Origin of the sequence: Streptomyces sp. NPDC101490 (genome assembly GCF_044767145.1) — a bacterium.
In the GTDB taxonomy this organism is placed as follows: domain Bacteria; phylum Actinomycetota; class Actinomycetes; order Streptomycetales; family Streptomycetaceae; genus Streptomyces.
In genome coordinates this window covers 42,451-59,220 of sequence record NZ_JBIWNI010000027.1, presented here as the reverse complement: position 1 = coordinate 59,220, position 16,770 = coordinate 42,451, and the positions used below count along the sequence as shown (strand labels likewise).

General features: G+C 73.3%; 13 protein-coding genes. 8 read left to right on the top strand and 5 right to left on the bottom strand.

Going from position 1 to position 16,770, the window contains the following annotated elements:
• Positions 1-72: 72 nt before the first annotated feature.
• Together ACIRQY_RS31635 and ACIRQY_RS31630 are read right to left on the bottom strand one after the other, a co-directional pair.
• Positions 73-276, bottom strand: a complete 204-nt coding sequence (locus tag ACIRQY_RS31635) for a cold-shock protein (protein ID WP_030218719.1) — start codon at positions 274-276, stop codon at positions 73-75.
• A gap of 273 nt (positions 277-549) precedes the next feature.
• Positions 550-1,995, bottom strand: coding sequence for a glyceraldehyde-3-phosphate dehydrogenase (locus ACIRQY_RS31630; protein ID WP_403931345.1), 1,446 nt, complete (start codon positions 1,993-1,995; stop codon positions 550-552).
• 141 nt (positions 1,996-2,136) lie between these two features.
• On the opposite strand from ACIRQY_RS31630, the gene ACIRQY_RS31625 reads away from it, so the two are divergent.
• Complete coding sequence (locus ACIRQY_RS31625) at positions 2,137-5,043, top strand: AfsR/SARP family transcriptional regulator (protein WP_403931343.1); 2,907 nt, start codon at positions 2,137-2,139, stop codon at positions 5,041-5,043.
• 200 nt (positions 5,044-5,243) lie between these two features.
• Here ACIRQY_RS31625 and ACIRQY_RS31620 read toward each other — a convergent pair whose 3' ends face one another.
• The 3 genes from ACIRQY_RS31620 to ACIRQY_RS31610 all read right to left on the bottom strand — a co-directional run bounded on the left by ACIRQY_RS31620 (position 5,244) and on the right by ACIRQY_RS31610 (position 9,447).
• A complete protein-coding gene (locus ACIRQY_RS31620; RefSeq protein WP_403931342.1) occupies positions 5,244-6,128 on the bottom strand; it encodes a peptidoglycan-binding protein in 885 nt (294 codons plus the stop codon).
• A gap of 190 nt (positions 6,129-6,318) precedes the next feature.
• Positions 6,319-7,350 carry a serine hydrolase domain-containing protein gene (locus ACIRQY_RS31615; RefSeq protein ID WP_403931340.1) on the bottom strand — a complete coding sequence of 344 codons (1,032 nt, stop codon included), beginning with the start codon at positions 7,348-7,350 and terminating at the stop codon, positions 6,319-6,321.
• Between the two features lie 357 nt (positions 7,351-7,707).
• Entirely contained in the window at positions 7,708-9,447 is a 1,740-nt protein-coding gene (locus ACIRQY_RS31610) for a VanW family protein (RefSeq protein WP_403931338.1), read from the bottom strand.
• Positions 9,448-9,810: 363 nt separating this feature from the next.
• Between ACIRQY_RS31610 and ACIRQY_RS31605 the strand changes: the two genes are divergently transcribed.
• The 7 genes from ACIRQY_RS31605 (at position 9,811) to ACIRQY_RS31575 (ending at position 16,689) form a co-directional block, all read left to right on the top strand.
• Entirely contained in the window at positions 9,811-10,572 is a 762-nt protein-coding gene (locus tag ACIRQY_RS31605) for an IclR family transcriptional regulator (protein ID WP_403931337.1), read from the top strand.
• Positions 10,573-10,617: 45 nt separating this feature from the next.
• Positions 10,618-10,947, top strand: a complete 330-nt coding sequence (locus tag ACIRQY_RS31600) for a putative quinol monooxygenase (RefSeq protein ID WP_351796028.1) — start codon at positions 10,618-10,620, stop codon at positions 10,945-10,947.
• Positions 10,948-11,218: 271 nt separating this feature from the next.
• Positions 11,219-12,253, top strand: a complete 1,035-nt coding sequence (locus tag ACIRQY_RS31595; RefSeq protein ID WP_403931335.1) for a LacI family DNA-binding transcriptional regulator — start codon at positions 11,219-11,221, stop codon at positions 12,251-12,253.
• 170 nt (positions 12,254-12,423) lie between these two features.
• Positions 12,424-12,717 carry a hypothetical protein gene (locus ACIRQY_RS31590; protein WP_351796034.1) on the top strand — a complete coding sequence of 98 codons (294 nt, stop codon included), beginning with the start codon at positions 12,424-12,426 and terminating at the stop codon, positions 12,715-12,717.
• Positions 12,718-12,967: 250 nt separating this feature from the next.
• Positions 12,968-14,041, top strand: a complete 1,074-nt coding sequence (locus ACIRQY_RS31585; protein WP_403931333.1) for a phosphatase PAP2 family protein — start codon at positions 12,968-12,970, stop codon at positions 14,039-14,041.
• Positions 14,042-14,084: 43 nt separating this feature from the next.
• A complete protein-coding gene (locus ACIRQY_RS31580) occupies positions 14,085-16,310 on the top strand; it encodes an NADP-dependent isocitrate dehydrogenase (protein ID WP_403931332.1) in 2,226 nt (741 codons plus the stop codon).
• Positions 16,311-16,404: 94 nt separating this feature from the next.
• Positions 16,405-16,689 carry a hypothetical protein gene (locus tag ACIRQY_RS31575; protein WP_351796042.1) on the top strand — a complete coding sequence of 95 codons (285 nt, stop codon included), beginning with the start codon at positions 16,405-16,407 and terminating at the stop codon, positions 16,687-16,689.
• The last annotated feature ends 81 nt before the right edge of the window (positions 16,690-16,770 follow it).

Below are 16,770 nucleotides of genomic sequence, written 5' to 3'. Positions count from 1 at the left end.
CTGGAAAACGCGACGAGCCGGAGCTCTCACCACATGGGTGAGGGCTCCGGCTGCGTCCGGACGTGTGAGACGTCAGGCGGGGAGGATGTTCTCCGCCTGGGGGCCCTTCTGGCCCTGCGTGACGTCGAAGGTCACCTTCTGGCCTTCCTGGAGCTCACGGAAGCCAGAGGTGGCGATGTTGGAGTAGTGGGCGAACACGTCCGGGCCGCCACCCTCCTGCTCGATGAAGCCGAAGCCCTTTTCCGCGTTGAACCACTTCACGGTGCCGTTGGCCATGTCTAAATCTCCTTCGGGGCGTAGCCCAGGGGGACGCACTGTGCGCCACCCGGAGTCGCCGTGATGATTGCCCCGTCCGGAAAACTGCACCGAAAACACAGAAAGCGCCCGACGATGTCGAATCGTCAAAGGCACTGTAAGTTTCTTTGGGAACCACGACTGCAACTTCTGATGACTATAGCAGGTTCCGTTTCGATGTGCGGGAGGGGCCGGAAACGACGGCGCGCCGCACCCCCGGGGAGGTGCGGCGCGGACCGTCGTCGGGCCGGGCGGTCAGACCGCCGGGGACGGGAAGGTCGGGTACTCCACGCCGGAGACGTGCTGGACGACCCGGATGACCTGGCACGAGTAGCCGAACTCGTTGTCGTACCAGAGGTAGAGGATCGCGTTGTCGCCGTCGACCTTGGTCGCGCCCGCGTCGACGGTGGACGCGTGGCGCGAGCCGACGAAGTCCATCGAGACGGCGTCGGGGGCGGTGGTGAAGTCGATCTGGCGCTTCAGCGGCGAGTGCAGCGAGACGTCGCGGAGGTACTCCAGGACCTCGTCGCGGGTGGTCTCGCGGCCCAGCCGCAGGCTCAGGATCGCGATCGAGACGTCCGGGACGGGGACGCGGATCGAGCTGCCGGTGATCGGCGCCTTCAGCTCCGGCAGCGCCTTGGCGACGGCCGAGGCCGCACCGGTCTCGGTGATCACCATGTTGAGCGGCGCGGAACGGCCGCGGCGGTCGGCCTTGTGGTAGTTGTCCAGGAGGTTCTGGTCGTTCGTGAACGAGTGGACCGTCTCCACGTGGCCGCGCAGCACGCCGTACTCGTCGGCCATCGCCTTCAGTGGCGGCACGATCGCGTTCGTGGTGCAGGAGGCGCAGGACAGGATCCGCTCGTCCGGCTTGATCGTGTCGTGGTTGACGCCGTGCACGATGTTCGGCACGTCGCCCTTGCCGGGCGCGGTCAGGACGACCTTGTCGATGCCGGGGCGCAGGTGCGTCGACAGGCCCGCGCGGTCACGCCACTTGCCGGTGTTGTCGATCAGGATGGCGTTCTCGATGCCGTACGCCGTGTAGTCGACCTCGGAGGGGTCGCTCGCGTAGATCACCTTGATCGTGTTGCCGTTGGCGACGATGGTGCTGTTCGCCTCGTCGACGGTGATCGTGCCCTGGAACTGGCCGTGGATGGAGTCCCGGCGCAGCAGCGAGGCGCGCTTGACCAGGTCCTGGTCGCCACCGCCCCGGACGACGATCGCGCGCAGGCGCAGGCCGTTGCCCGAACCGGCCTTCTCGATGAGGAGGCGGGCGACGAGGCGGCCGATGCGGCCGAAGCCGTACAGCACCACGTCACGCCCGTCGCGGCGCTCGGTCTTGTTCTCGCCGGTGGCCCCGGCGACGGCCTCGGCGGTGAACTCCTCGACCGTGAGGCCGCGTCCGTCGCTCTTGTACTCGGCGGCCAGCATGCCTATGTCGATCTGGGACGGGCCCAGGTCGAGCGTCGTGAGCGTGCGCAGGAACGGGAGCGTCTCGGTGACCGAGAGCTCCTCGCCGTCGATCTGCCGGGCGAAGCGGTGGGTCTTGAGGATGCTGACCACCGACTTGTTCACCAGGGAGCGGCTGTGGACCAGGACGGTGACGTCCTGCTCCCGGTGCAGCTTCCCGATGATCGGGATCATCGACTCCGCGATCTCCTCGCGGTTCTTCCAACTGGTGAACGAGTCGTCATTGACAGTCACAAGAGTATCTTTCGAGCTAGGCGGCGCTCATATGGTAACCCCCAGGTGGTTTGATCAATCAAGGGGTGCCGAACCGTACGATGGCCCCGTCGGGAACCGCCGCGGGCCGGCGGGCCCGCCTACCTTGGCGCAGGGGGCATCGTGGTGAAGTTCGGGCTGCTCGGGTCGCTCGTCGTCCACGACGGGACGGAGCTGCGTCCGGTGACCGGCCCCAAGGTCCGGGTCCTCCTCGCCGCACTCCTCCTCCAGGCCAACCGCGCCGTCTCCCGCGACGCCCTCAAGGAAGCCCTCTGGGGCGCCTCCGTGCCCGCCAGCGCCGACGCCTCCCTCGCCAACCACCTCACCCGTCTGCGCCGCACCCTCACCACCGTCGACGACGGCCCCGAGGAACGCCTGCGGACCGTCGCCCCCGGCTACCAGCTCGTCGTCCACGAGGGCGAACTCGACGCCGACGCCTTCGAGACCCGCGTCCGGGCCGTCCAGCGGGCACACCGCCTGGAGGACTGGGAGGGCGTCCGCCGGGAGGCGGCGCTCGCCGTACGCCTGTGGCGCGGCACGCCCCTCGCCGACCTCGCCCCCTTCTCCGAGACCGAGGGGCCCGCGCTCCGCGTCCACCAGCTCGCCGAGGCCCGCCTCCAGGCCCTGGAGTGGAGCTTCGACGCGGAACTCTGCCTCGGACGGCACCACGAGGCCGTCGCCCCGCTCAGCACCCTCGCCGCCGAACACCCCCTCAGGGAGGGCTTCCACCGGCGGCTGATGCTCGCCCTCCACCGGGCCGGCCGCCAGGCCGAGGCCTTCGCCGTCTACCACCGGCTGCGCCGCAGCCTCGTCGACGAACTCGGCACCGAACCGAGCGCCGCCGTCCAGCGCGCCCACCAGGACGTGCTCACCGGCGAACCGGGCCCCCGGCCACGGGACCGGGCCCGTACCGCCGTCTCACGCCCGCCCTTCCAACTGCCCTGGGAGGCCGAATCCTTCACCGGCCGCACGGCCGAGGTGGCGGCGATCCGCGCCCTGCTCGACGCCCCCGAGCCACCCGGAGGACACCCGCGCGCGGGCACACCGGACGCCTTCCCGCCCCCCGCCGCCACGGCCCCGCCCGCACACATACGCCCCGTCGTCATATCCGGCATGGGCGGCATCGGCAAGACCGCGCTCGCCGTCCACGTCGCCCACCGGGTCCGCGAGGCGTTCCCCGACGGCGCCCTCTACGCCGACCTGCGCGGCTACTGCGTCGGCGGCGCCCGGTCGGCCCACGAACTGCTCGCCCGCTTCCTCTCCGACCTCGGCGTCCAGCGGGACTCCCTGCCCGAGGACACCGACGACCGCGCCCTGCTCTTCCGCACCGCCCTCGCCGACCGCCGCGTCCTGCTGCTCCTCGACAACGCGCGCAACGCCGCCCATGTGGCACCCCTGCTGCCCGCCGGAGGCCGCAGCGCCGCCCTGATCACCAGCCGGCAGCTGCTCGCCGATCTGCCCGACGCCGTCAAGGTGCCGCTGTCCCCGCTGCCCGCGCCCGACCAGCACGCGCTGCTCGCCCGGCTCGCGGGCGCCGAACGCGTCCGCGACGAGCCGGAGGCGCTCGCCGACATCATGGACGCCTGCGGCGGCCTGCCGCTCGCCCTCCACATCGTCGGCGGCCGTCTTGCCTCCCGCCCGTCCTGGCCGCTCGCCCTGCTCGCCAAACGCCTCACCCCCCACCAGGGGCGCCTGGAGACCCTCGCCATGGGCGACTTCGACGTCCAGCGGACCTTCGCCATGAGTTACGTGGCCATGCGGGACAGCGGCCAGCCGCTGGAGCGCGAAGGCGCCCGCGCCTTCCGGCTCCTCGGCCGGATCTGGTCCGGTCACCAGGTCACCCCGCAGTCCGCCGCCGCCCTGCTCGACGTCACCGAGGCCCGCGCGGCCGCCGTCCTCGACGTCCTCGCCGACGCCCACCTCGTCCTCACCCCGGAACCCGACCGGTACGTGCTCCACGACCTCCTCGGCGAGTACGCCTGGCAGCGCGGCGAGGAGGAGGACACCGAGGCCGAACGCACCGCGGCCGTCCTCCGGCTGCTCTCCTGGTACGTCACGGCCCTGCTCCGCGCCTCCCGGGCCGCCACCCACGAGACACAGTCCCCGCCGCCCCTCGACCCGCCCACCGGCACGCCCCCGGCGCTGCCCGAGTTCGCCGACGACGACCAGGCCATCCGCTGGACCGCCAGGGAACTCCCCGCCATCCGGGAGGCGCTGACCCGCGCCGGGGAACTGGGCCGCTCCGACATGGCGTGGCGGCTCGCCGTCGGACTCTTCGGATACGCCGGCACGCACTGGTGGACCGCCGAGTGGGACGCCTGCCTCGGGCAGGCCATGGAGATCGCCCGCGCCCACGACGACACCCTCGGCCAGGCGTGGCTGCACCGGCGCATGGCCGTCGCCCACGGCATGGCCTTCCGCAACGAGGCCTGCCTCGCCCACCTCAGGATCGCCCTGGAACTCTTCACCGGCCGGGGCGACGTCCTGGCCCAGGCCTCGATCCTCGGCAACATGTCGTCCCTCTACTCCCAGATAGAGGACGCCGAACGGGCGCTCACGCACGCCGAACTCTCCCGCGACCTGTACCGCGAGGCGGGCAACACCCGGGGCGAGACGCTCGTCCTCAGCCGGATCGCGGACGCCCGGCAGCTCCTCGGCGACCTCGACCAGGCGGCGGCGGACGCCCGTCGCGTGATCGAGCTGCTGCGCACCGACGGACACCGCCTGTTCCTCGCCACTTCTCTCACCAAGTACGGCGACGTCCTCCGTGCTCTCGGGCGCCGCGACGAGGCCTTCGCCTCCCTCGCGGAGGCACTGGGCATCCGGCACCGGATGAACGACGTCGGTGGTACGGCCGACTGTCTGGTCTTCACCGCGCGTGCCCATCACCACTTCGAGGAGTGGGACGCCGCCCGCGCGACCTGGGAAACCTGTCTGGAACTGGCCCGCGAGCACAATCTGGGCAAGCGGATCGACGAATGCCTGGAAGGCCTGGACGCGCTGCCCGCGAGGACACCGCCCACCGGTTAGGAACCTAGCAACGCGAGCCGGTACGGACACCCCGCGCCGCCCCGTCCCAGACCGTGCGGGACGCCGGCGGGACGCCGTCGACGCAGCTCTCCGGGGGCGCGCGGGCCCCCTTCCCGGACCGTGTCCCGAGCCGTCCCGGACCGCCGGGCCCCACCGCGCGGGCGCGGAGCGCCGGGCAGGCGGGACCTCCGGAACACGGCCTAGCCTCGGCCGCTGGTCTCGACCCGCAGGGCGGCCCGGGTGGCGGAGCCGTACACGCCCGGCGCGTCCGGGAGGTTCCGGGCGAGCTGGAAGCGGCCCAGGGCCTGTGCCACGTCCTGGCTGAACACCCCGTCGGCCGAGCCGAGGTAGAGGTACAACTCCTGGAGCCGTACCTGGAGCTCGGTGACGTCGGAGCCGGTGCTGCCCACCATCAGGTCCCGGGGCGAGGACGGTCCGTCCTGGTCCGGGCGCTGGGAGGACGGCGGGCGGGTCGTCCCGGGGCCGAACGCCGGTGGGGTGGTGGCCGGGGCGGCCGTGGCGGGCGCCACCGGGGCCGGGTCCTTCGGCGGCGCGGTGGTGGCGGGAGGCGTCGGCGCGGTGGTGCGGGACGGGGTGGCCGGTGTGGCGGCGGTCCGGGCGGGCGGTGTCGTCGGTCCGGCCGACGTGTCCGCGTCGGGGGCGTGATCCGTGGCCGCCGGTGGCACCGCGTCGGGCAGGGCGAGCGGTGTCGTCGGTGCCGTGGTGGGGGAGTGCTCGGGGGAGAGCCAGACCGACAGGGCCATGCCGAGACCCGCCGAGAGGGCTCCCGCGAGGGCGAGGGGGAGCGCCATGGACCTGCGGGCCGGGGACGCCGTCCGGGCGTGCCGGGACCGGCGGGGCGCGCTGTGCGCCACCGGGTCGCCGACGGCCGGGTCGTGGGCCGGGACCGGCGGCAACCGGAGGGTGGCGTCGAAGAGTTCGACGTCCTGTCCGCGCGCGCCCGCGCCGTCGTGGCCCGGTCCGGCCAGCTGCCCGAAGACGTGGTCGCCCGGGGGCGGTTCGGGGGGTGCGGTCTCCCGGCCGACGGAGGTGACCGCTGTGGTCGGGGCAGCCCTGTTACGCATCGAGTGCTCCGGATGAGGGGTAGCCGAGGGGGTGTGACGAAGCTGTGGAGATGTTGACCGGCGTTCAAAGCGAGCGTCAACTCACCGTAATGCGGGCGATAACGGAAGCTTCGCGGCCTTGCCCCTTAAAGGACCTTTAAGGCGTGACGCACATCACGGCACCTTCCTCCGGGGGAGCACGGACGGGGCGTCAGGGGAAGGCGAGGGCCCGGAAGTCGTCCCGGACGCGCGCCAGCGGCCCCGGGTCACGGGTGAGGCGCAGCCGGTTGGTGAGGAGCACCGCCCAACGCCCCCTGGCCGGGGACACCCAGGCGCCCGTGCCCGTGAAGCCGAAATGCGCCCAGACGTCCCGCGCCGGGTCCGTCTCCGGCGCCGGATGCCAGAACAGGCCGCGCGGCGGCGAGAGTTCACCCGTGCGGACGCGCAGTGACGCGGCCGTCCAGGCGGGCGAGAGCGGGCCGGGCCCAGGGTCGAGCACGTGACGCAGGAACAGTCCGGTGTCGGCGGTGGTGGTGAACACCCCCGCGATCCCGCAGGCCCCGCCGAGCAGCCGGGCCGAGAAGTCGTGGACGGTGCCCCGGAGCGGACCGCCGGACTCCTCGTCGTACTCCGTCGGCGCGCACCGCTCCCGCAGCCGGTCCGGCAGCGGACCGAACCGGGTCTCCGCCATGGCCAGCGGGGCCCAGATCCGCTCCTCGGCCAGCCGGGGGAGCGGCTCGCGGGTGAGGTGCTCGGCGAGGTAGCCGAGGATCAGGGCCGCCCGGTCGGTGTAGGTGACGGAGTCACCCGGCGGGTGCCGCAGCCGCTCCGCGAGGACACCGTCCCTGACGTCCTGCGGATCGGAACCGTACAGATGCCGGAGGTTGGCGCGCGGCGGGAGGCCCGCGGTGTGCGTGAGGAGGTGGTGGGCCGTGGCTCCGGCGAGGGGCCGTCCCGCCGTCTCGGGCCAGTAGGTGCCCAGCGGCGCCGCCGGATCCAGCTTCCCCGCGTCGACGAGCGTGCCGACCACGGCCCACACCGCGAGGATCTTGGTGAGGCTCGCGACGTCGAACAGCGTGTCCGGCCGCACCGGCTCCCCCGGGAGCGACGGGTCGAGAACACCGACGGCGCCCTCCGCGAGGACGCCGTCCGCGTCCCCCACGGCCCATGCCGCACCCGGATACACACCCGCGCGCGCCGCGTCGCCGAGGAGCCGCTCGAAAGGATCGCTGCGCACGGCCAAGGCGGGCCTCCGACGGGTCGGCGTGACGGGCCCCGGAGCCTGGCGGGCCGCGCTCCGGAGTCATGCCCCTGCCGTACGGGAAGACACCCTTCCGGCCGGGGAAGACCCCCGTACGGCCCGGGGGGACGCCCTGCGGCGGGGCCGTACGGGCGGCGGTCGCCCCGGTGTCGCCCAGGGGACGCCCGGTGGACACCTCGCGGACTCCCGCCGCCGTTTCCGCGGCTGGTTCCCGTCGTCGCCGCGCGGGGAGCCGGCTTCGCCGTCCCCGCTCAGCCGCCGGTCACCCGCGGATCAGCCACCGGTCGGCCAATGGTCGTCGACCGACCGGTGACCGGTCGGTCGACGGTCACTCGCGGATCACTTGCAGATCACTTCGTCACGCGGGGTGTAGTGCGTCTTGAACGTCTCGCGCTTCACCTCGGCGCCGCCGTCCTTGAACACCCGGTCCACCGAGATGTCGAAGCCTTCGAGCGGCTCCTGCGGCATGCACTTCTCGCCGGTGCCCTCGCGCTTCGCGGGCTCCGTGAGGTTGGTGCGCGGCCCGGCGACCGCCTCCACCGAGTCGTACTTCTTCGTCCCGAGGAAGCTCACCGTGACCGACGAGTCCGTCGCGCCCGCCTTGATGTAGATCGGCTTGTCCGTGTCGTTGCGGAACTTCAGGTCCAGCGAACCCCAGGCCACGGTCGCCTCACGGCCGGCCGGGTAGCGCTCGATGTAGAAGGAGTGGGCGCCGTACTCGACGGGCTTCACCCCGGCGAAGAACATGGCGTTGAAGACGGTGGTGGCCATCGCCGACACGCCGCCGCCCGGCGCGGACCGGTACTGGCCGTCCAGGATCATCGTGCCGTCGACGAAACCGTTGTCCGCGGTCCGCTCACCGACCGTCTGGTTGAAGCTCCAGACCTCGCCCGGCCGCACCAGCGAGCCGTTGATCAGCTCGGCCGCCCGGCCGATGTTCGTCGTCCGGTACGGCGCGACCGGGAAGTCCACCGTGAAGGACGACATCTGCTCGGTGATGCCGAGCCGGGCCAGGGAGTCACCGGTCAGCTCGGGCTGGGTGACCTCGGTGGCCACCGCCGCGGTCCGCGCCTCCGCGCCGGTCTTCGTGAGCAGCGGCTCCACGGCGTCACCGAGGGCCTTCGCGGTGACCTCGCGGCCCGGCCTGCCCTCCCGCTCCACCACGACCTTGCCGTTCTGGACCCCGAGGCGCGCCTCGACCGGCGCACCCGTCATCGAGGCCAGCGGACGGGACACGTCCGGGTCGCGCAGCAGCGCCTCCGCGTCCAGCGCGGCCGTCAGCCTGCCGTCCCGCGGCTTCACGGTGAGGTGGTCGCCGAGCGTCGAGGCGGAGATCCGCAGCCGCTCCTGGCCCGCCGTGAGCGTCACGGGACCGGAGACGGCGGGCTTCGCGTACGCGTCGAGGAAACGGTCCAGTTCCGCGGCGGGCAGCTTCGGCTCGGTCATCGTGACGGGCAGCACCACGGGCGCGGCGCCGGTGGCGGCCGGGTAGGCGGCGCGCAGGGTCTCCACGGCCCGCCCGGTGTCCAGCTTCTGGCCGGTGACGGGCCGCGTCGAGACGGCCTCGCCGTCGCGGAAGGCGACGGAGCCCTCGCGGACCGCGCGGTCGTTCTTCTTCGCGAGGTCGGCCACGGTGGCCTTCGCCTTGGCGTCGTCGTACGCCAGGACGGGCTGTATCTCGCGCTCGCCGGAGGAGAAGAGCCGCCCGATGACCGTGAAGGGGTCGCGGGAGGGATCGGCCGCCAGTTCGGCGGTTCTCGCCGTGTCCACGGTGAGGCCCGCGGCGGCGGGTGGCACGGTCAGCGAGCGGTCGCCCACCTGGACGGGTATCGGGGCGCTCCACGCGGCCGGGGCCTCCGCCGACAGCTTGGTCTCGGCCGCCGCGCGGCTCATGCCGCCGATGTCCACGCCGCCGACCCGGGTGCCGGCGGATATGTCGTCACCGGCGGTGGCGAGCCCGGCCGCGTACAGCCCGCCCGCGGCGACGGCGACCACACCCGCCGCGATCGCCGCCGTCCGGAGACCTGGACGGCGCCCCCGGTGGGACGTCGGGGCATGATCGGTATTGGAGCGGGGCACACGCTCTCCCGTGGCGTCGAGGGTGGGAACCACTCGACGGTACGCCGAAAGAGTGTCTTGTGCACATAAAGACGGTTTGACCTGCGGGGATACGGAGGGCGCCGCGGGGCGCACGGAGTGTCGCGGGCTCGGGCGGCCGTTCGGGTGACATGCGCCCCGGCGTCCTGGTCCCGGGAGTTCCTACGGGTCGCCCCCGGGCCCCCTGGATTCTTCCGGGCCGCCCGAGGAGCCAGGCCCCGGCCGGACCCGCCCAGCCGACCGCCCCAAGGGATCCAAGGGACCCGAGGGACCTGGGGGACCTGGCGGACTTGGGGCGCCCCCGGGGGCCCGGAACGTCCCGCCCCCCCGCCGTAAGCTGGAGCGGTGTCCGTCGCCTCCCCGAGCCCGGGGCCCCAGTCCGTCGACCGGGCCCTCGCCGTCCTCGACGCCGTCGCCGACGCCGACCGGCCCGTCGGGGCGAAGGCGCTGGCCCGGCGGCTCGGCTGCGCGCTCTCGACCGTCTACCACCTCACCGGCCCGCTGCTCGCGCGCGGCTACCTCGTCCGTACCGCCGAGGGGTACGCGCCCGGCCCCCGCGTCCCGGCCCTGCACCGCTCCCACCAGCGGCACCACGGGCTCGGCGCCGGGACGGGCGACCTCCTCGGCCGACTGCGCCGGGCGACCGGCGCGGAGGCGTACCACACCGCCTACCGCGACGGCCTGATCACCGTCGTCGACACCACCGCCCCGGTCACCGACACCGCCCACCCCTTCACCCCGGGCCCGGAGGTCCGCGCCCACGCCACCGCCCACGGCAAGGCGCTGCTCGCCGCCCTCCCGCGCCCGCTGCGCCGCCGCTATCTGACGCGGCACGGGATGGCCCGGTTCACCGAGCGGACGATCACCAGCGCCGAGCGCTTCGAGGCCGAGACCGACCGGGTGCGCGGCCAGGGCTTCGCCGTGTCGGTGGGCGAGGCGGACCTCGCGTACACCTGTCTCGCCGTGGCACTTCCCGAGCGCGGCGACGGCATCCTGCACGCACTCTCCGTCTCCCTGCCGACGGTCGACTTCGGGCGGCGGCAGGGGGAGATCAGGGCCGCCCTCGTCCGTGCCGTACCGGACTTTCCGGCGCTGCCGGAATCCTGACCGCGCCGCCTTGCGGCCCCCGGCGGGCCCCCGCACGCTGGACGCATGATCTTCATCGCCGTCCGTTTCACCGCCCGCCCCGACCACGCCGACCGCTGGCTCGACCTGGTCGCGGACTTCACCCGTGACACCCGCGCCGAGCCCGGCAACCTCTTCTTCGACTGGTCCCGCAGCGTCGACGACCCGAACGTCTTCGTCCTCCTGGAGGCCTTCGCCGACGCCGAGGCGGGCGCCGTCCACGTCGCCTCCGACCACTTCAAGGCCGGTCTCGCGGCCATGGCCGGAGCCGTCGCCACCACGCCGGAGATCATCAACGTCGAGGTTCCCCAGCAGGGCTGGGGCGCCATGGCCGAACTCGCCCCGACCGAGGGCTGACCGGACCCCCGAAGGCTCGTACGGAGGACCGGCCGAGGGCTGACCGGACCCGGCCGAAGGCCCGCACGGAGGACCGGCCGAGGGGCTGCCGGGGAGTGGAGTGGTGGCCGGTCGGACGGTGGACGCGTGGCCCCGCGAGGTCCCGTGACGGGTCCGCCGGGGCGCGTGCCGCTCCCGCCCGGACCGTCCGCCGCACCCCGGGCGCCCGCCGCCCTGCCTGGTAGGTTCGCACGCAGGCGGGGCGCGGCGGCCCGAGGGGGAGGAGCGGCACATGGCGGCGAACGGGCGGCAGACCGGCAGGCCCACCCTGGAGGAGGTCGCGGCCAGGGCCGGGGTCGGCCGGGGCACGGTCTCCCGGGTGATCAACGGCTCCCCCCGGGTGAGCGAACAGGCCAAGGCGGCCGTCGAACGGGCCGTCGCCGAACTCGGATACGTCCCCAACCGGGCCGCCCGCGCGCTGGCCGGAAGCCGTACGGACGCCGTCGCCCTGGTCATCCCCGAGACCGAGGCCCGGCTCTTCGCGGAGCCGTACTTCCTCGACATCATCCGAGGCGTCAGCAGCGAGATCGCCGACGCCGACAAGCAGCTGCTGCTCACCCTGATCCGCAGCGAGCGGGAGCGGCAGCGGTTCGAGCAGTACCTCGCCTCACAGCGTGTCGACGGCGTCCTCCTCGTCTCCGTGCACGGGCCGGACCCGCTGCCCGACCAGGTCAGGGCCCTCGGACTGCCCGCCGTCCTGAACGGGCGCCGCACCGAGGACGAGCGCGTCGCCTTCGTCGACTCCGACAACACCGGAGCCGGTCGTGCCGCCGTCGCCCACCTCGCGGGGCGTGGCCGACGCGGGATCGCCACCGTCAGCGGCCCCCTCGACATGTACGTGGCCCGCTGCCGTCTGGACGGCTACCGGGAGGGCCTGGCAGAGGCGGGACTGGCGCCCGACGAGGGGCTGGTCGCGGTGGGCGACTTCACCGAGGAGGGCGGTCGGCGGGCGATGCGGGAGCTGCTTGAGCGCAGGCCGGGTCTGGACGCGGTGTTCGCCGCGTCGGACGTGATGGCGGCAGGTGCGCGGGGGGTGCTGCGGGAGGCGGGGCGCCGGGTGCCCCAGGACGTGGCCCTGGTCGGTGTCGACGACTCCCCGGTCGCCCGGCTGATGGACCCGCCGCTGACCAGCGTCCGGCAGCCCATCGAGGAGATGGGCCGGACGATGGCCCGGATCCTCCTCCAGGAGATCGCCGACCCCAGCGCACCGGGCGAACAGCCGCGCCGGATACTCCCCACGGAACTCGTGGTCCGCGCCTCCTCCTGAGCGCCTCGACCCGGCCGTGCAGCCCTGGCCGGGGTCGCTGTTCCCCCTCGGCCCGTGTCCCGTTCCCTCCGGGGCGTCCCGTACTTCTGCCGGGGTCTCGTTCCGGACACTTCCCTATGACATGATCGCGCCGACTTCGGCAGTGAGCCGGACGACCTCGGGGGTGGATCATGTCCTGGTACCTCGCTGTGCCGAGCGCCGTGCTCGCGGTGCTGCTCGCCGCCGCCGGAACGGCCGCGCTCCGCTCCGGCTGGGTGCCGCCGTGGCAGCGCCGGTACGTCCACCGCACCGCGCTCTTCGGCCAGGCCCTGCTGGTGCTCGCGGTCGCCTTCGCGATCCAGGCGTGCGGCCCGCTCATCGACGACCCGGGGACCGACTCCGCGATCGGAGTCGTGAAGCTCCTCGTGATGCTCGGTGGATTCGTCCTGGTCGTCGTCTCACAGCGCCCCCGCCCGAACCACTGAGCCGAGCGAGGACGGTGGGATCCGCGCGACCCGCGGGACCGCCGGGTGCGTGGCGGCACGGGGACCTGTGCGATCACTGGGCCGGATGAGCCCACCGGGCCCGAGGCCATCAGGACGGGTGCGACCACCGGGCCGGAGAACGCGCGGACTTCCTGGCGCGCCTCCGCCCCCTCCGACCAGTCTCCGCCCCGGTGTGCCGTTCGGGTGAGCCCAGCGGGCGGGTCGGCCGCTCGTGGGTTCGAATCAGGGCATGGCTTCCTACGACAGGCCCCGCGCGGGCGGCTTCCCCATGCCGCCGGAGTCCGGAAACACCTGGTGGTACGCCGCGGTGGCGGGAGAGGCCGCCGGATCGTTCAGCACCCGCGTCCGCACCCGCTCCCGGCGCGCCTGCCTCGGGGCCGTCCTCCTCCTCACCGTCGTCTACGCGGGCCTGGTGCTCACCGCGACCGGCCGCCGCTGGGGCGACGCCGCCCTGACCGGCCGCCGGGCCGACGGCACCGCCGTCGCCCTGCTCCGCGACCACCCCTCGACAGCCGGGCTCACCACCCTCTCCCTCATCACCGGCGGCGTGCTCCTGCTCGCCATGGGCCTGATACGCAGGCGGTACGCCCTCACCGGCCTCGCCGTCGGCGGGGTGGTCACCGCCCTCGCCGTCACCGGACTCCTCCAGTGGTACGCGCCCCGCCCCCGGCTCCTCGACACCGGCGGCGCCCTCGTCCCCAGCGGCTTCCCCAGCGCCCAGACCACCCTCGCCCTCGGCCTGGCCCTCGGCCTGGCCCTGGTGGCCCCGTACCGGCTGCGCGCCCTCGTGGCCGGCGGCGGAACCCTCTGGGCCGTCGCCGTCGGCGCGTACACCCTCGCGGACGGGCGGCACCGTCCCGGCGACGTCATCGCCGGGGCCCTCGTCGCCCTCGCCGTCTTCAGCGGCCTCCTCGCGGTCCGCGCCCGCAAGGGCAAGGTGCGGCCCGGCCCCCGCCGGGGCGCCGTCCTGCCGGGGCTTCCGCTGACCGTGCCGCTCGTCCTGCTCGCCGTCGCCGGACTCGGCACCGGCCTCTGGCTCCTCGGTGACACCCTCGCCCTGCCCGCCACCGCCCCCTACGACCCGGCCGAACTGAGGCTCGCCCACCGCTGCGGCCAGGCCCTCGCCGCCGGGGTGACCGCCGCCGCCGGTCTGCTCCCGCTCCTCCTGCTCCGCCGCGTCGACATCGACGGCGCCCCCACCCCGTACCGCCTCGCCGGACCCTTCGTGGAAGCCGCCGGAGCCCCGGGTGACGGAGAGCTGGTGGGCCCCTTTACCGATGACCGCGGTCACGAGATATCTTGATGTCGAGCAATCTCGCATACGCAGACGTGGAGCGGAGCACCCGGTGACTGACTCGACCATCATCTACACCCACACTGACGAGGCGCCTGCCCTGGCGACGTACTCGTTCCTCCCTGTGGTCCAGGCGTACGCCTCGCAGGCCGGCGTCACGGTCGAGACGCGGGACATCTCCCTCGCGGGCCGCATCATCGCCGTCTTCCCCGAGTACCTGGAGGAGGGCCAGCGCATCGCCGACGCCCTCTCCGAGCTCGGTGACCTGGCCAAGACGCCCGGCGCCAACATCATCAAGCTGCCGAACGTCTCGGCGTCCATCCCGCAGCTCAAGGCCGCCGTCGCCGAGCTCCAGGCGCAGGGCTACGCCCTCCCGGACTACCCGGACGACCCGAAGACGGACCAGGACAAGGACGTCCGCGCCCGTTACGACAAGATCAAGGGCTCGGCCGTCAACCCGGTCCTGCGCGAGGGCAACTCCGACCGCCGCGCGCCCGGCTCGGTGAAGAACTACGCCAAGAACCACCCGCACCGCATGGGCGCCTGGACCTCCGAGTCCCGGACCAACGTCGCCACCATGGACGACAACGACTTCGCCGCCACGGAGAAGTCCGTCGTCATCGCCCAGGACGACACCCTCCGCTTCGAGTTCACCGCCGCCGACGGCACCGTCAGCGAGCTCCGCGAGCCGCTGAAGGTCATCGCCGGTGAGGTCGTCGACGCCGCCGTCATGCGCGCCGCCGCCCTCCGCACCTTCCTCGGCGAGCAGGTCGCCCGCGCGAAGGCCGAGGACGTGCTCTTCTCCGTGCACCTCAAGGCCACCATGATGAAGGTCTCCGACCCGATCGTCTTCGGCCACGTCGTCCGCGCCTTCTTCCCGGCGACCTTCGCCAAGTACGGCGAGGTCCTCGCCGGTGCCGGTCTGTCCCCGAACGACGGCCTCGGCACCGTACTCAAGGGCCTGGAGTCCCTCCCGCACGGCCTCGGCGAGGAGATCAAGGCGTCTCTCGACGCCGAGCTCGCCGACGGTCCGGCGCTCGCCATGGTCGACTCCGACAAGGGCATCACCAACCTGCACGTGCCGTCCGACGTCATCGTCGACGCCTCGATGCCCGCCATGATCCGCACCTCCGGCCACATGTGGGGCCCGGACGGCCAGGAGGCCGACACCCTCGCCGTCCTCCCGGACCACAGCTACTCCGGCGTGTACCAGGCCGTCATCGAGGACTGCCGCGCGCACGGCGCCTTCGACCCGTCGACCATGGGCTCCGTCCCGAACGTCGGCCTCATGGCGCAGAAGGCCGAGGAGTACGGCTCCCACGACAAGACCTTCGAGATCGCCCAGGCCGGTACGGTCCGCCTGGTCGACTCCCAGGGCGCCGTCGTCCTGGAGCAGGAGGTCTCCGAGGGCGACATCTTCCGTGCCTGCCAGACCAAGGACCTGCCCATCCAGGACTGGGTCAAGCTCGCCGTCACCCGCGCCCGCGCCACCGGCGACCCGGCCGTCTTCTGGCTGGACGCCGCCCGCGCCCACGACGCCCAGCTGATCGCCAAGGTCGAGAAGTACCTGGCGGACCACGACACCGAGGGCCTGGACATCCAGATCCTGTCCCCGGTCGAGGCCACCAAGCTCTCCCTGGAGCGCATCCGCCGCGGCGAGAACACCATCTCCGTCACCGGCAACGTCCTCCGCGACTACCTGACCGACCTCTTCCCCATCCTGGAGCTGGGCACCAGCGCCAAGATGCTGTCGGTCGTCCCGCTGATGGCGGGCGGCGGACTCTTCGAGACCGGCGCCGGCGGCTCCGCCCCGAAGCACGTCCAGCAGCTCGTCAAGGAGAACTACCTCCGCTGGGACAGCCTCGGCGAGTTCTTCGCCCTGGCCGCCAGCTTCGAGCACCTGGCCACGTCCACGGGCAACACCCGCGCCCAGGTCCTCGCCGACACCCTCGACCGCGCCACCGGCACCTTCCTCAACGAGGACAAGTCGCCGACCCGTCGCCTCGGCGGCATCGACAACCGCGGCAGCCACTTCTACCTGGCCCTCTACTGGGCCCAGGAGCTGGCGGCGCAGACCGAGGACATCGAGCTGGCGAAGGCCTTCGGGCCGCTGGCCGAGACGCTCGCCGCCGACGAGCGGAAGATCGTCGACGAGCTGAACGCCGTCCAGGGCTCCCCGGCCGAGATCGGCGGTTACTACCAGCCCGACCCGGCCAAGGCCGCTGCCGTGATGCGCCCGTCCGCCACCTTCAACGAGGCCGTCGCCTCCCTCGGCTGACCGACGCGCGCCCCGTACCGCCCCGGCCGGAACTCCTCCGGCCGGGGCGGTCCCGTCGGTGGCGCATCCGCCGTTCGGGTGTGAACCTGGATGGATGAGCTGGGCATCTTGGACGACCGCCGGTGTCTACACCGGGCGAGGTGGGGTGCTGACCGACGAGGCGGGAGTGGTCACGGGCGATCTGACCGTGCACACGACCTGGGCCGAGCGGGAAGCACGCGTGGCCGTGCAGTACAGCGGCGCATCCGACTGGTTCACCATGTCGGGCAGTCCCGTCCCCTGCGATTCGGAGAGGGAGAGCCGAGACCTGCACGACGCCGTCGTGGCCGCCGTCCGGGAGGGCGACGGAGCCACCGTTCCGCGTCTGCCCGCCCCCTGACCGGGCCGGCCGCCGACTCGCGGGGCGGCCGGATAAGTGTTATCCCTCCCGCTCCCACGGGTCTCCCACCGACGGGGACCC

Excerpts from the sequence above, each read along its gene's own strand:
- ACIRQY_RS31590 (WP_351796034.1), top strand. The coding sequence starts at position 12,424 with ATGTCCTGGTACCTCGCTGTGCCGAGCGCCGTGCTCGCGGTGCTGCTC.
- ACIRQY_RS31600 (WP_351796028.1), top strand. The coding sequence starts at position 10,618 with ATGATCTTCATCGCCGTCCGTTTCACCGCCCGCCCCGACCACGCCGAC.
- ACIRQY_RS31635 (WP_030218719.1), bottom strand. The coding sequence starts at position 276 with ATGGCCAACGGCACCGTGAAGTGGTTCAACGCGGAAAAGGGCTTCGGC.
- ACIRQY_RS31595 (WP_403931335.1), top strand. The coding sequence starts at position 11,219 with ATGGCGGCGAACGGGCGGCAGACCGGCAGGCCCACCCTGGAGGAGGTC.
- ACIRQY_RS31575 (WP_351796042.1), top strand. The coding sequence starts at position 16,405 with ATGAGCTGGGCATCTTGGACGACCGCCGGTGTCTACACCGGGCGAGGT.
- ACIRQY_RS31620 (WP_403931342.1), bottom strand. The coding sequence starts at position 6,128 with ATGCGTAACAGGGCTGCCCCGACCACAGCGGTCACCTCCGTCGGCCGG.
- ACIRQY_RS31585 (WP_403931333.1), top strand. The coding sequence starts at position 12,968 with ATGGCTTCCTACGACAGGCCCCGCGCGGGCGGCTTCCCCATGCCGCCG.